This window comes from Weissella sp. ESL1156, assembly GCF_058505625.1.
Genome location: NZ_CP196372.1, coordinates 1,100,219 through 1,114,372, shown reverse-complemented (window position 1 = coordinate 1,114,372; position 14,154 = coordinate 1,100,219). Strand labels below are relative to the sequence as shown.

18 protein-coding genes and 1 other annotated feature are annotated in these 14,154 nt (G+C 39.3%); of the genes, 13 read left to right on the top strand and 5 right to left on the bottom strand.

The window, feature by feature from the left end:
* Nucleotides 1-38: 38 nt before the first annotated feature.
* From rplO to rplQ, 9 genes are all read left to right on the top strand, one after another.
* Complete coding sequence (gene rplO, locus ACSKY2_RS05615; RefSeq protein WP_489840717.1) at nucleotides 39-473, top strand: 50S ribosomal protein L15; 435 nt, start codon at nucleotides 39-41, stop codon at nucleotides 471-473.
* Nucleotides 473-1,780: a preprotein translocase subunit SecY gene (gene secY / locus ACSKY2_RS05610; protein ID WP_489877070.1), complete on the top strand. Its 1,308-nt coding sequence runs from the start codon at nucleotides 473-475 to the stop codon at nucleotides 1,778-1,780. The genes rplO and secY overlap by 1 nt, the downstream gene beginning before the upstream one ends.
* The gene (locus tag ACSKY2_RS05605) at nucleotides 1,777-2,346 is read left to right on the top strand and encodes an adenylate kinase (RefSeq protein WP_489877069.1); all 570 of its coding nucleotides are present in this window, start codon (nucleotides 1,777-1,779) and stop codon (nucleotides 2,344-2,346) included. The genes secY and ACSKY2_RS05605 overlap by 4 nt, the downstream gene beginning before the upstream one ends.
* A gap of 92 nt (nucleotides 2,347-2,438) precedes the next feature.
* Complete coding sequence (gene infA, locus ACSKY2_RS05600; protein ID WP_002827967.1) at nucleotides 2,439-2,654, top strand: translation initiation factor IF-1; 216 nt, start codon at nucleotides 2,439-2,441, stop codon at nucleotides 2,652-2,654.
* Nucleotides 2,655-2,689: 35 nt separating this feature from the next.
* Nucleotides 2,690-2,809 carry a 50S ribosomal protein L36 gene (rpmJ, locus tag ACSKY2_RS05595; protein WP_040760535.1) on the top strand — a complete coding sequence of 40 codons (120 nt, stop codon included), beginning with the start codon at nucleotides 2,690-2,692 and terminating at the stop codon, nucleotides 2,807-2,809.
* A 53-nt stretch (nucleotides 2,810-2,862) separates the two neighbouring features.
* Entirely contained in the window at nucleotides 2,863-3,228 is a 366-nt protein-coding gene (gene rpsM, locus ACSKY2_RS05590; RefSeq protein WP_489840720.1) for a 30S ribosomal protein S13, read from the top strand.
* A 33-nt stretch (nucleotides 3,229-3,261) separates the two neighbouring features.
* Nucleotides 3,262-3,648: a 30S ribosomal protein S11 gene (gene rpsK / locus ACSKY2_RS05585; RefSeq protein WP_489840721.1), complete on the top strand. Its 387-nt coding sequence runs from the start codon at nucleotides 3,262-3,264 to the stop codon at nucleotides 3,646-3,648.
* A 51-nt stretch (nucleotides 3,649-3,699) separates the two neighbouring features.
* Nucleotides 3,700-4,644, top strand: a complete 945-nt coding sequence (locus tag ACSKY2_RS05580) for a DNA-directed RNA polymerase subunit alpha (protein WP_489840722.1) — start codon at nucleotides 3,700-3,702, stop codon at nucleotides 4,642-4,644.
* A gap of 38 nt (nucleotides 4,645-4,682) precedes the next feature.
* Nucleotides 4,683-5,069: a 50S ribosomal protein L17 gene (rplQ, locus tag ACSKY2_RS05575; protein ID WP_460251868.1), complete on the top strand. Its 387-nt coding sequence runs from the start codon at nucleotides 4,683-4,685 to the stop codon at nucleotides 5,067-5,069.
* Nucleotides 5,070-5,452: 383 nt separating this feature from the next.
* Here rplQ and ACSKY2_RS05570 read toward each other — a convergent pair whose 3' ends face one another.
* Nucleotides 5,453-8,212, bottom strand: a complete 2,760-nt coding sequence (locus tag ACSKY2_RS05570) for a cation-translocating P-type ATPase (protein WP_489877068.1) — start codon at nucleotides 8,210-8,212, stop codon at nucleotides 5,453-5,455.
* A gap of 240 nt (nucleotides 8,213-8,452) precedes the next feature.
* Between ACSKY2_RS05570 and ACSKY2_RS05565 the strand changes: the two genes are divergently transcribed.
* The 4 genes from ACSKY2_RS05565 (at nucleotide 8,453) to ACSKY2_RS05550 (ending at nucleotide 10,184) form a co-directional block, all read left to right on the top strand.
* On the top strand, nucleotides 8,453-8,653 hold the full coding sequence (locus ACSKY2_RS05565; protein WP_489877067.1) for a hypothetical protein: 201 nt from the start codon (nucleotides 8,453-8,455) through the stop codon (nucleotides 8,651-8,653).
* A 254-nt stretch (nucleotides 8,654-8,907) separates the two neighbouring features.
* Nucleotides 8,908-9,123, top strand: coding sequence for a hypothetical protein (locus ACSKY2_RS05560; RefSeq protein ID WP_489840726.1), 216 nt, complete (start codon nucleotides 8,908-8,910; stop codon nucleotides 9,121-9,123).
* Nucleotides 9,113-9,322, top strand: coding sequence for an NfeD family protein (locus tag ACSKY2_RS05555; RefSeq protein ID WP_489877066.1), 210 nt, complete (start codon nucleotides 9,113-9,115; stop codon nucleotides 9,320-9,322). Before ACSKY2_RS05560 ends, ACSKY2_RS05555 begins: the two co-directional genes overlap by 11 nt.
* A gap of 31 nt (nucleotides 9,323-9,353) precedes the next feature.
* The gene (locus ACSKY2_RS05550) at nucleotides 9,354-10,184 is read left to right on the top strand and encodes an SPFH domain-containing protein (RefSeq protein ID WP_489878231.1); all 831 of its coding nucleotides are present in this window, start codon (nucleotides 9,354-9,356) and stop codon (nucleotides 10,182-10,184) included.
* Nucleotides 10,185-10,300: 116 nt separating this feature from the next.
* Here the strand turns inward: ACSKY2_RS05550 and ACSKY2_RS05545 are convergent, their stop codons facing one another.
* From ACSKY2_RS05545 to ACSKY2_RS05530, 4 genes are all read right to left on the bottom strand, one after another.
* Nucleotides 10,301-10,996, bottom strand: coding sequence for a methionine ABC transporter permease (locus ACSKY2_RS05545; protein ID WP_489840728.1), 696 nt, complete (start codon nucleotides 10,994-10,996; stop codon nucleotides 10,301-10,303).
* Nucleotides 10,996-12,042, bottom strand: coding sequence for a methionine ABC transporter ATP-binding protein (locus tag ACSKY2_RS05540; RefSeq protein ID WP_489877065.1), 1,047 nt, complete (start codon nucleotides 12,040-12,042; stop codon nucleotides 10,996-10,998). Before ACSKY2_RS05540 ends, ACSKY2_RS05545 begins: the two co-directional genes overlap by 1 nt.
* 84 nt (nucleotides 12,043-12,126) lie before the next feature.
* Nucleotides 12,127-12,957 carry a MetQ/NlpA family ABC transporter substrate-binding protein gene (locus ACSKY2_RS05535; RefSeq protein ID WP_489877064.1) on the bottom strand — a complete coding sequence of 277 codons (831 nt, stop codon included), beginning with the start codon at nucleotides 12,955-12,957 and terminating at the stop codon, nucleotides 12,127-12,129.
* A 113-nt stretch (nucleotides 12,958-13,070) separates the two neighbouring features.
* Nucleotides 13,071-13,338, bottom strand: a binding site (T-box leader).
* Between the two features lie 25 nt (nucleotides 13,339-13,363).
* Complete coding sequence (locus ACSKY2_RS05530; protein ID WP_489877063.1) at nucleotides 13,364-14,065, bottom strand: YoaK family protein; 702 nt, start codon at nucleotides 14,063-14,065, stop codon at nucleotides 13,364-13,366.
* Nucleotides 14,066-14,154 lie beyond the last annotated feature (89 nt).

Genomic DNA, 14,154 nt, shown 5'->3' with positions numbered 1-14,154 from the left:
CTTAATAATTAGATTGCATTGAAGGAGGTAAAACCCTAATGAAGCTAAATGAACTCCAAGTAGCTGAAGGTTCACGTAACGTCCGCAACCGTGTTGGACGTGGTGAGTCATCAGGTAATGGTAAGACTGCTGGTCGTGGTCAAAAAGGTCAAAAGGCTCGTGGTAAGACACGTCTAGGTTTCGAAGGTGGACAAATGCCATTGTTCCGTCGTATGCCAAAGCGTGGTTTCACGAACATTAACCGTAAGGAGTATGCTGTTGTCAACCTTGATATGTTGAACCGTTTTGATAATGGTACTGAAGTTTCACCAGCATTGTTGGTTGAGTCTGGTATCGTAAAGAACGAACTAAATGGTGTTAAGATCTTGGCAAATGGTCAACTAGAGAAGTCTTTGACTGTTAAGGCTAACAAGTTCTCAGCAGCAGCAACAGCAGCAATCGAAGCTGCTGGTGGTAAAGCTGAGGTGATCTAATGCTGAAAACCGTGCTCGATTCATTAAAAGAAAAAGATATTCGTAAGAAATTGTTTTTTACTTTATGGATTTTAATTGTTTACCGATTGGGTGCCTACATTACTGTGCCGGGAATTAATACGGCAGCGCTAACTGAGGTAGCAAATTCTGGGCTCGGCAGCATTTTGAATATGTTTAGCGGTGGTGGACTAACAAATTACTCATTATTTGCAATGGGAGTTTCACCATACGTTACTGCCCAAATCGTGGTACAGCTCCTACAGATGGATATTGTGCCACGATTTGTTGAATGGTCGAAACAAGGGGAAGTTGGTCGACGTAAGTTGAACCAAGTAACCCGGTGGTTGACCATTGTCCTAGCGTTTGTCCAATCAATTGGAATAACAGCTGGATTTAATCAACTGAGTCAAGTTAATTTGGTTAAAACACCAAATACAGAGACTTATTTGTTAATTGGTTTTATTCTAACGGCGGGTACAATGTTATCAGTCTGGTTAGGTGAAATGATTACAGAACGTGGTCTTGGGCAAGGTGTCTCAATGTTGATTTTTGCTGGTATAATTGCGCGTTTGCCAGCAGGTATTTACAAATTATTCAAGGAACACATTTTACAAGGTGACGACCCAGCGCGTGGGTGGGCATTCTTTATTGGTATCATGTTGATTTTCGTGATTGTTATTTCGTTTGTTACGTGGTTCAATCAAGCAATTCGAAAGGTACCAATGCAATATACACGTCGTTCTGTAGGTTCAGGAAATTCATCTTACTTACCACTACGTATTAATATTGCTGGTGTGATCCCTGTTATTTTCGCCTCATCACTACTTGTGACGCCACAAACTATTTTGCAGGCGTTTGCAACAAAGTTTGCTGATGCAGGTTGGTATAATACTGTTATGCAGTACCTTTCAATTCAAACGATGCAAGGTGGTATTGTGTACACACTATTAATTGTCTTGTTTACATTCTTTTATGCATTTGTTCAGGTTAATCCTGAAAAAGTGCAAGAGAATCTACAGAAGCAAGGTAGTTATATCGTAGGCGTCTGGCCTGGTCCATCAACTGAAAAGTGGATGTCAGGTCTACTGATGCGTTTGTCAGTGGTCGGCGCATTGTTCCTAGGATTTGTCGCTTTAGCACCAATCCTAGCAACGCATATCCTTGGGTTGGATAGTAACCTTGCAATGTCAGGAACATCGATCTTAATTGTCATTGGTGTGGCAATTGACCTGATTCGCCAACTTGAAGGATTGATGATGAAGCGGCAGTATGTTGGATTTATTCGAGAAGGAGTCGTAGCAAAATGAGTTTGAACATCATGTTGTTGGGTTTGCCAGGTGTTGGTAAAGGAACCCAGGCTGCAAAGATCGTAGAGATGTACAACTTGCCACACATCAGTACGGGTGATATGTTCCGTACGGCAATGGCCAACGAAACTGAACTTGGTATGAAGGCAAAGTCTTTCATGGATGCTGGTGATTTGGTCCCAGACGAAGTGACAAATGGTATTGTTGCTGAGCGGTTAGCAGAAGAAGATACGAAGCCAGGATTCATTTTAGATGGATTCCCTCGTAACTTAGAACAAGCTAAGGCATTGGAAGATATGTTAAGTAAGGAAGGACGTTCATTGGACGCTGTTCTTTACTTTACTGCTGATACACAAGTTTTGGTTGATCGTATGATGGCCCGTGGACGCGCCGATGATACGCCTGAAGTGATCAAAAATCGCTTAGACGTTAATGGAAAACTTACTGAGCCTATCGCTGAGTTTTATGACCAAAAAGGCATTTTAAACAAAATCGATGGTGCACGTGAGTTAGATATCGTGTTCGCAGATGTAAAGAAGTTACTTGATAGTTTGAAGAACGGCTAATTATGACGTAGATTTGTCTCTTTTCAAGGCAAATCTATCGTGTTATAATAACTTGTTACGTTCTCCAATGTCACAACTAAGGAGGCAGCAACGTGGCCAGTGATGTTATTGAAATTTCTGGTGTGGTAAAGGAAACTTTGCCTAATGCCATGTTTACCGTTGAACTGGAAAACGGCGCAGACATCTTAGCACACGTTTCTGGTAAGATTCGGAAGAATTTCATTCGTATTTTACCTGGGGATCGTGTAACAGTTGAGATGTCGCCATATGATTTGACGAAGGGCCGTATTACATACCGGTTTAAGTAAGCAGATCATACAAAAAATTCAAGGAGGTAAATATCATGAAGGTTCGTCCATCAGTTAAGCGTATGTGCGACAGCTGTAAAGTTGTCAAGCGTAATGGTCGTGTAATGGTGATTTGCTCTGCAAACCCAAAGCACAAGCAACGTCAAGGTAAGTAATGCTTACTTGGCGTAAAAATTAATTTATTATATAGAAAAAGGAGGTAATCGTAATGGCTCGTATTGCTGGTGTTGATTTGCCTCGCGATAAGCGTATCGTGATCGCATTAACATATGTATATGGAATCGGTAATTCTACTGCTCAAAAGATTTTGGCAGAAGCAAAAGTTTCTGAAGATGTCCGTGTTCGTGACCTAACTCCAGACCAAGAAGATGCTATCCGTGCCGTCGTTGATGGTGTTAAGGTAGAAGGTGACTTGCGTCGTGAAGTTTCAATGAATATTAAGTCTTTGCAAGAAATTAACTCATACCGTGGTATCCGTCACCGTAAGGGCTTGCCTGTTCGTGGACAACACACGAAGAACAATGCTCGTACTCGTAAGGGCCCAGCTGTTTCAATTGCTGGTAAGAAGAAGTAATTAAAAATTAAGTAGAAAGGAGATAACTTGATTATGGCAGGTCGTACTAATCGTAAGCGTCGTGTACGTAAGAATGTTGAGTCTGGTGTCGCACATATCCACGCAACATTTAACAACACGATCGTAATGATCACCGACGTTCAAGGAAATGCTGTTGCTTGGTCATCAGCTGGTGCACTTGGTTTCAAGGGTAGCCGTAAGTCAACGCCATTTGCTGCTCAAATGGCTGCTGAGGCTGCTGCCAAGAGCGCAATGGAAAATGGCATGAAGACTGTTGAGGTAACTGTTAAGGGACCTGGTTCAGGTCGTGAGGCTGCTATCCGTTCGTTAGCCGCTGCAGGTTTGGAAGTTTCATCTATTAAAGATGTTACTCCTGTACCTCACAACGGTTCACGTCCACCAAAGCGTCGTCGTGTCTAATTGCCGGTTGCAAATAGTGCACAACATGCTTTGAAAGGGGTAACAAACAGTATGCTTGAATTCGAAAATCCTAAGATTATGCTGGTTGAAGAGGATAGCAATTACGGTAAGTTTGTGGTTGAGCCGCTTGAACGTGGTTACGGAACTACTTTGGGTAACTCACTACGCCGTGTATTGTTGTCTTCATTGCCTGGTGCGGCAATCAATTCAGTACAGATTGATGGCGTTTTGCATGAATTTTCAACGGTCGAAGGTGTCGTTGAAGATGTTACGCAAATCATTTTAAACCTTAAAAAGGTTTCAATGCGCATCGACAGTGATGATGAAAAAACACTCGAAGTTAACGTAACCGGTCCCGCTGATGTGACGGCCGGTGATATAGCTGGTGATAGCGATGTGGAAATCTTGAATAAAGATCTTCATATTGCAACTGTTGCGGCTGGGGCTACCTTGCATATGACTTTGACGGCTGTTCGTGGTCGTGGTTATGTTTCAGGGGACCAGAATAAGGAATTGCATGATGAAATGCCTATTGGCGTTCTAGCAATTGATTCAATCTTTACCCCAATCGAACGCGTAAACTATCAAGTTGAAAACACTCGTGTTGGTCAACGTGATGACTTTGATAAATTAACTTTGGATGTTTGGACTGATGGTTCATTGACAGCTACTGAAGCTGTTTCTTTGGCCGCTCGTATTATGTCTGATCATTTGAATGCCTTTATTGATATGTCTGAACGCGCAATTACTGCACAAGTGATGGCAGACAAAGAAGAAGAGCCAACAACAAAACATGCAGATACACCAATTGAAGAGTTGGATCTGTCTGTTCGTTCTTATAATTGTCTCAAAAGGGCCGGGATTAACTCTGTGCAGGAGTTAACTGAGCGTACGGAGACACAAATGATGTCTGTTCGTAACCTCGGTCGGAAATCACTTGACGAAATCCAAGACAAGCTTAAGTTGCTCGGTTTAGGGTTCCGCAAGGAAGATTAGATTAAACGATAGAATACCAAGTAAAGGAGGACACACTCATGGGATACCGTAAGTTGGGACGTAACAGTGCACAACGTAAGGCTTTGTTGCGTGACTTGACAACTGATCTATTGATCAACGGTCGTATTACGACAACTGAAGCCCGTGCAAAGGAAGTTCGTCGTACTGCTGATAAGATGATTACATTGGGTAAGCATGGTGATTTATCATCACGCCGTAAGGCAGCTGCTTTCTTGCGTAACGTCATTGCAGATGTAAAAACAACTGATGATAACAAAGTACAAGTTGAAACGGCTTTGCAACACCTATTCAACGATGTTGCACCACGCTTTGAGGGTCGTGCCGGTGGTTACACTCGCATTTTGAAGACGACTCAACGTCGTGGAGACGCTGCTCCAATGGTTATCTTGGAATTGGTTGACTAATTTCATTGGTTAATTAATAAACACAATGAGATCTCTCATGTTATAAGGTATAAACTGCTAAGATGATGGCAATGGCCAAGTCTAGGTTGAAAGGCATTCGTGTCGCGCCTATAACGTGTGAGGTTTTTTTGTGCTTTTTTTGCATAGGGTAATGCCGATACGTCATATAAGCTATCAAAGTGCAAAAAGGACGATTGTATGAGCTTATGAGATTGATTTTAAAAATGTGACAACAGTTGGGTTAGCAGAGGACTACCTATCACTAAAGAATTAACTGGTACGATGCGAGGTAGTTCTTTTAAGTTGCATAAAGGATGGTTATAAAAAAAGTCACGCAATGTTGGCATCCAAATTTTGGATTAAAGGTTGCGTGACTTTTTTATTTAAGCAACTTGTTTTCTTCGTAGTAAATATTTTCTCAGTTCATTTAACAGAATCAATGGTAATGGCAATGCGATTAAGTAAAGCCAATCTCGTACGATTAGTGGTGTCGTGCCAAAAACAGACTGTAGGAGTGGAACGTAACATACAGCAATAAACAGCAGTGCTTCGAAGACAATACCGGCATAAACTAAACCATTAGACCAGAAATTGTGGTGTGGATAGAATAGTGAGTTTAAGTCATAACGACAATTTAGCACAACTGCCATTTGGCAGAAGATAATGGTCCCCAAGGTTAGTGTCGTTGCCTGACGATAGTCAAAACCAGTAGCCACTAAGTTATTAAAAGTATGACCATTTAGATAATTACTAAAGAAGAATGCACCAGCTGACAAAATTGAGCTGAGGGCGCCATACCAGGCGAATGCTTTGAGAATGGTATTTTTAGTAATTAAATGTTCGGTCTTTTTTCTTGGATGTTGCAACATCACAGAAGATTCTGTTGGCTCGCGCCCTAGTCCCAAGGCCGGAATCATGTCTGTTCCGAGGTCAATTAATAAGATTTGCATGACAGTTAGCGCTAGTGGAATCTTTCCACCACTTAGTAGAAACAAAATCGATGGAAATGCTTCGGGAACATTTGAGCTCAAAATATACAGTAAGAACTTTCGAATATTACTGTAGACACCACGTCCCGCTTTAATAGCGGCAACGATGGATGCAAAATTATCGTCGGTTAAAATGACGTCAGCTGCTTCCTTGGCAACATCGGTACCAGATCTACCCATGGCAATGCCGATATCTGCGCGTTTCAGTGCAGGAGCGTCATTAACACCATCCCCAGTCACAGCAACGACATGGTCCATTTCTTGTAAACAAGCAATAATGCGATATTTTTGTTCTGAAGCCATACGGGCAAATAACACATCATCCTTCAAGGCAAGTTTCAATTCTTCATCAGATAGGGTTGTTAATTCACTACCGGTAATGACGCGTATTTTAGCATGATGTGAAACAATACCAATTTTACGGGCGATTGATTCAGCAGTAATACCATTATCACCAGTAATCATAATAACTTTAATGTGTGCGCGATGACAATCAGCAATAGCTTGAATCACTTGATCTCTTGGCGGATCAAACATGGCTGATAAACCAATAAACGTCATCTCTTGTTCTGCGGTTTTAAAATCAGTTGATTCATCAAGGTGACGACCCGAAACTGCTAAAACACGCAGTGCTTGAGAGGCATAGCCGTCGTTAGCGGCCATAATTTTTTGACGTACGTCATCAGTTAGTGGCTTAATTTCCATGTCTTTAGTTAAGTAGGTTGTACAAAGATCTAAAACCTTATTTGGTGCGCCTTTACTATAAATGTTAAATGGCTCTGATGTTTGAGACTGTACTTTCACGGTCATCATTTTACGATTAGAATCAAAAGGTAATTCATCAACTTTTTTGTGGTTTTGACGAATATCTTTGACAGGTAACCCGCCTTTTTGGGCAACGACTTCTAAGCAAGCTTCGGTGGGGTCACCAATAATTTGAAAGGTGTGATCAGAATTTTCTTTGATCATGGCATTATCTGTTAGTAAACCACCAAGTAATAGTTCATTTAGAATTGGGTTATCACTGCCTTTAACAGCTGTCCCACCACTGTAGATGTGACCATTCGGTTGATATCCTTCACCAGTCACATGGTATGAATCAATACTTGTCCAGAGGTGAGCAACAGTCATGGCGTTTTGCGTGAGGGTACCAGTTTTATCAGAACAAATAACGGTAGCAGACCCAAGGGTTTCCACACTTGCTAATTTTTTAATCAAGGCGTGCTCGCGAGCCATGTTAGAAACAGCACCAGCTAAGGACAGTGTCACCGTGGGTAGTAATCCTTCAGGAATGAAAGCAACGATCATACCTAAGGCAAAGATGAATGAAGCCACAATCGGATAGTGAACGAAGAAGACGGCACAACAGAAAAAGATGATACCGATACCAACAGCTAACAATGAAAGTTGTTTGGTCAAAATGTTTAATTCTTTTTGTAGGGGGCTGAGTTTCTCGTGCACGGTTTGTGTTAATCGGGCAATTTTACCAAATTCTGTATTCATACCAGTTGTTACAACAACACCACGACCATGTCCTTGCATCAATGAGGTACCCATATAGACCATATTGCGAATGGCGGGATGATTGGAAATATCCGTTACCGTGGCTGTGTCTTTTGAAACAGGGTTTACTTCACCGGTTAGGGTCGATTGATCAACACGCATGCCAGTGGCATCAAGCAAACGGATATCAGCGGGGATACGATCACCTTCATTTAAAATGACGATGTCACCAGGAACGAGTTGTTCAGTGGGCACCGTTTTTTGTTGACCATTTCTTAGGACTAAAGTTTCTGTCGTCATTAGTTTATTTAATGCAGCAGTAGCTTTACCAGCTTGAAACTCTTGCCAAAAGCTAAATACACCATTGATCAAATTAACAAGCCAAATGGCAATGCCTAATTCGGTCAAGCCAGCGACAAAGGCAATACCACCAGCAATCCAAAGTAATATGGCCATCATACTGGTGAAGTTTTGTAAGAATGTAATGATGAGTGGTGTTTGGTGTGCTTTTTCAAGAATATTCGGGCCATATTGTTCTTGACGTTGTTTAACATTTTCATTGGTTAGACCATTGGCACTTGAAAGTAGTACGCTCAAAACCTTATCAGCATTACTTTTCAAAATTTCATCTAAATTAAAATCTACTTGCATGATTCTCACCTTCTTAGTAAAGATAAATGAACAAAAATAATAGATGATATACGCTTTCGAGTTCATTATAATGCCAAAGTGTGTAAAAAGTTAATATGAATTTTGCAGAATCACGTTAATTGTGCAAAAATGAACAAAACAAACAAATAATGACTTACGAACTGATAACGCTAGTATATACTAAAAAAGTTGTTTCAATGGCAAAAAATGCAACAAAAACATCAAGTGAACACGACCGACATGACAATACATCTAACACCAAGTTACTTCGCGTCAGATCGTATTTTGATTAATGGTCGTCATTTTCAATATCGAGGTATTGATTTAAATTTAGGGGATACCGTACGTATTCGACAACAAGTTGGTAATTTTGTTATTGTCGACAAAACATTGGGAAATTTATTATGTAATCAACAGATAAAAGTTAGGCGTGAGATATAAGACGCGATGTGCTAATTGATGATAACAAAGCACAAGTTGAAACAGCTTTGCAACACTTGTTTAACGATGTTGCACCACGCTTTGAGAATCGCGCCTATAACGTGTGAGGTTTTTTGCTATATTAGTAATCATTGCCTGTCAATTTTAAAAAAGTACCTAAGTTGTTAGAATATGAGCAAGGGTCGCATTAAATAATTTACGCGTGAGTATTGCTGGTATATACTAAAATAAAAGTTTATTTGGGGGGCAATAGCATGGCAAAGAAACGCAATACGAATACAACAGGAATGACAATTCATTTAACACCAAGTAATTTTACGTTAGATCGTATTTTGATTAATGGACGTTATTTTGAATATCGCGGTGTTGATTTAAAGATGGGGGATACTGTTCGTATTCGGCAACAATTAGGTAAGTATGTGGTTGTTAATAAAGAACATACGATTGGCAAGAATTACTATGCAATATAATTTTGATAATCGTTTATTGCATACGACCATAAAATTATCAGAGAAAAATTTTTCAGATAATTTTATTCGTTTAAATGGGATTTATTACCAAGTAAAATCAAAACAAGATTTGAGTTGGGGCGATGAGGTAATGGTAATTGCTATTCAAGGGAACACGGTGTATTTAGAGAAGGGGCTAACGGATGACGATATTATCTAGTATTATCTTTTTGATTATATTTATTTTTATTATGTATGTCTTATTTTCAAGTATTCGTATCATTCCACAAAATATGGTAGGTATGGTATCGGTCTTAGGAAAATACAAGAATCAGATTACGCCAGGTATCCATTTTACTATGCCAGTGATTACACATGTTGATAAGGTTGACTTAGCACAAGTCCCACTTAGTTTAAGTGAACAAAGTGTTATTTCACAAGACAATGCGGAGGTTATTATTTCTCTGTCAATGAACTATCATGTGACAAATCCATATAAATTTACCTTTGAAAATGCAGATTCAGTTAAGTCGATGGTGCAACAATCGCGAGCACATCTTCGTGGTATTATCGGTACCATGGATCTGAATGATGTTTTGAACGGGACGGAACGTATTAATGCAGCACTTAGTCGTGAGTTAAGTTCAATTACTGACGCATATGGTGTTAATGTCGACCGTATTAATATAGATACGATTCAGCCAACGCCTGAAATTCAAGAGTCTATGAATAAGCAGATTAATGCAACACGAGAACGTGAAGCTGCAATTGCAAAAGCTGAAGGAGAAGCTCGCTCAATTGAATTGACAACAAAGGCACAAAACGATGCTTTAGTTACGACTGCCGAAGCAAAAGCAAAGGCTGTGCGTTTGGCAGCTGATGCAGAAGCCTACCGTATTCAAATTGCTAATGATGCATTGGAAAAGGTTGATAATAATTACCTTGTTGCGCAAAATATTGATGCTTTTCGTGAAGTTGCGAAGGGTGATACAAATACGGTTGTCGTACCTAATACGGCAATTGATGCGTTAGGTAATTTAACGATTGCAAAAGAAATGTTACAAACAAAACCAATAAAGTAATAGCTATCATATAAAATTACAGTCAATAATGAAATTGTTGTATATAAAAAGATCGTCAATCTAACGAGACTGACGATCTTTTTATTGTCATATGATATTATTTTGGTCGCATAATGTTAATTATGACGAGCATGTTTTGCTAAAAGATCACCAACAAATTGAATGATAACAATGAATAGCAAAATAATAATTGTCGCTAACCACATCACATCATTTTGGAAACGTTGGTAACCAGTAACGATGGCAGTTGTTCCAAGACCACCAGCACCGATAGCACCAGCCATAGCAGTTAAACCAACTAAACTAATCAACGTCACTGTTGAAACACGGATTAATTCAGCGCGCCCTTCACGAAGATAAACATCAGTAATGATATCCCAATTTGTTGCACCAAATGATCGTGCGGCCTCTACCTTACCACTTTCAACACCAAGTAAGGCAACTTGTACTTGCCGGGCGTAGAAAGGAAAGACACCTAGTGACAGGGGAACAAGGGCAGCAGTCGTACCAATCGTTGTACCGACAATCAATTGTGTTAGGGGTGAGAAGGCAACAACCATGATAATAAACGGAATCGCACGACCAACAGAAACAACTTTATCTAAAATTTGAAAGACAGTCCGGTTAGGTGCAATGCCATCATCAGATGTTAAGACTAAACCAACACCGAATAAAAGACCGATAATACCACCAATGATAGCAGCACCGACTGTCATGTAGATGGTCTGCCAAATTGCAATACCCCAGCCATAGTCACCAGACCAGCCAAGTGCATAAACATTTGGTAAATGTTCTTCAATCCATCCAATCATTAATTCGCACCTCCTTGTAGTTCAGTGATTGCAACGCCATGATCTGTGAAACTAGCCTTTGCTGTTGCACGTTGCGATTCTGTTCCTTTAAAAATGGCAATTGCAATACCAACGGGCGTTTGTGTTAGTATTTCCATATTTGAATATAGAATATTTGTTGTGACACCATAATCGGCATAAATCGTTGAGAGTAATGGTTGGGCAGTATCCGCGCCAACATAGCTGATTTTGATTAGTTCTTCATCATCAGATAGCGGTTGTGCTGACAATAGTTCATTAACTTTGATAATGGCTTCATCTAAGTTCGTTGCCGTATTGATAAAGTCTTTGGTCAATTGTTGTTGTGGGTTAGTAAAGATTTCTAGTAATGAACCGCGTTCAATAATCGTACCATTTTCCATAACTGCTACTTTATTAGCAGCTTCTTTAATGGCTTGCATTTCGTGCGTAATGAGGACGATCGTTAATCCTAATTCTTGATTTAACTTCTTTAGCAGAGCCAAAATTTGATTAGTTGTTCTAGGATCCAAAGCGGATGTTGCTTCATCAGAAATCAAAATTTCAGGATCATTTGCTAAAGCACGAGCAATGGCAACACGTTGTTTTTGACCACCTGATAATTGACTAGGATAGTTTTCTGCTCGGTCATCTAAGCCAACTAAGGTCAATAATTTGTTGACTTTTTCTGATTTGTCACTTTTTGACAAATCAGAATGCTTTAATGGTTGCGCAACATTCCCATAGATTGTCAGCTCATTCATCAAGTTAAAATGTTGAAAAATCATACCGATTTTTTTACGTTGGTCACGTAATGCTTTAGGTGATAGTGATAACATATCTGTTCCGTTGACAGTTACTGAACCACTTGTTGGTCGTTGCAATAAGTTAATTGTCCGTACGAGTGTTGACTTACCAGCACCGGAATAACCGACAATCCCATAAATGTCCCCTTTTTCAACATCAAGCGATTCATTTTTGACAGCGACAATTTCACGTTTTTTCTGTTTAAACGTCACGTTAATACCTTTTAATGAAATAACAGCCATATTCTTCTCCTACTTTTGATATGTATTGAGAGGTCAGTGGTAACCTGGCACTCTCATAATAATGGTCGTGGTAATGGTCGTGGCTTACTTTAACTTGATGTCCCAAGCAGGAATTTCGGCCTTACCCCAAGTATCCTTTAGATACTTTTTTGTTTGCTTGCTTTGGTAAGTTTTAACAACTTCTTTATATTCTTTCTTGTTTGCATCATTCTTACGAGCGGCAATAATGTTGATCCATTGCTTTGTCTTCTTGTTGATTGGCTCAACATAGATGGCAGAATTCAACTTTAACTTTGCCTCCTGAGCAAAATTGGTGTTGATGACCGCACCGTCAGTTGACTTTAGAGCAGATGGTCCTTGATCAGCAGCAACTTCCTTTAGCTTTAGGTTCAACTTATTTGACTTAATATCTTTAATTGTTGGGAGACTGACATTCTTCTTCAGGGTGATCAATCCAGCTGATTGTAGTAATGTTAAGGCACGTGCTTCATTAGTACTATCGTTTGGTACGGCAATTGTATCACCCTTTTTAAAGTCTTTGACATCTTTGTACTTTTCTGAGTAAAGACGAATAGGGGTAATGAATGTCTTACCAATAGGCTTCAACTTGTTACCATTTGACTTATTCCAATTATTTAAGAAGTAGATGTGTTGGAACGCGTTCAAATCTAATGAACCATCAGCAACAGCTTTGTTTGGTTGGTTGTAGTCAGTAAACACCTTTGTTTTAACCGTCAAATTATACTTTTTTTGTGTTGTTTTGTTAATTTGATCCCATAATTTCTTATCACTTGTACCGACAATACCAACAGTCACTGTTTTTTTTGATGCGGCATTTGCTGTTATTGGTGCTAATGTGCCTGCTGCAAATGTACTAATTGCCAAAACGGCACCAATCTTTAACCCTTTACGCATAAGACTAACTCTCCTCATTCTATATAAAAATATGATTACCAAAGTGGTTGCAAATATGTCAGAAAAAATAGGAATAAAAAAACTCGTCCCTATCTTGATTATGTGTATAATCTGATAGAAACGAGTCTCGTGTTACCATTCTACTTTATTTTAATCATTACTAATTAAAACCTTAGCAACGAGCGGGCAGTGAGCGATATGATGCTATGCCGATTCGTGTGTCTATTAACGTAGACCATTCCGTCGCTAATTTATAGACTTGCTACTCATTAACGCCAATCACAGGCCATTTTCAATCAACGTGTTTTCGAACAGCTCCCACCAAATACTGTCTCTCTAAACGATACACAATCAATTTACTTTCCTGATCAACTTGTTTATCTTTTCTGAAATACTTATTCGTATTTTAGATGATGTTATTATAACTGTCAACACTTTTTCTAAAGTTTTCTTCATGAATAATTAAAATAATAACAACAAGTACAAATAATGGTGCTATAAATAGGGCAGCTTGGTTAAATAAGTGGATTGCAAAATAAGCAATGATTGCTGAAAAGAAGAATGCTAAAATAACTGGTGCGACCCGACCAGCGCGTTGTAGCGCTGTTGAGTCATGATATAACCAACCATTAGTTAAACCACTACCAAGTGTCCGTAAATTACCAGTACTCAAAATTGTCATATAAGGCATACCATGAATTTTATTAAAGGTATCTGCTTGAATGGCCATAAAGAAAGCTAATAAAGGTAAAATAATATTTGCTGAAAATGAATCGTACTCTAAAATAGCAATTAAAAATAGGCCCAAGCATTCAACGAGTAAGGCAATTAGCGTATGCGAGTATCGACGTTGATTTGCGAAAGCTTTTAAAATTTGATTACTTGCAGCACCCAGTAAAAAAGCAAAGACAGGCCAAAAATAAATAAACGCATGCGCCCATTTGCCACCAGCAATATTTAAGCCGACTTGTAAAATATTACCACTTTGAAAACTAGCAAAACGCATGTCATGGGCAGAAAAAGTATATGAATCAATAAAACCAGCAGTCGCAGCGAGTAACATACCTGCGCGACGTGATTCTTGCATCGGATATGACCGATTAAGCATGGGATTGTATCCTTTCATGAGGTATTCTATTAAATATTTAATCAGTATACCACCTGTTAGAAATATAGAGCTGACTTTACACCCTTTAA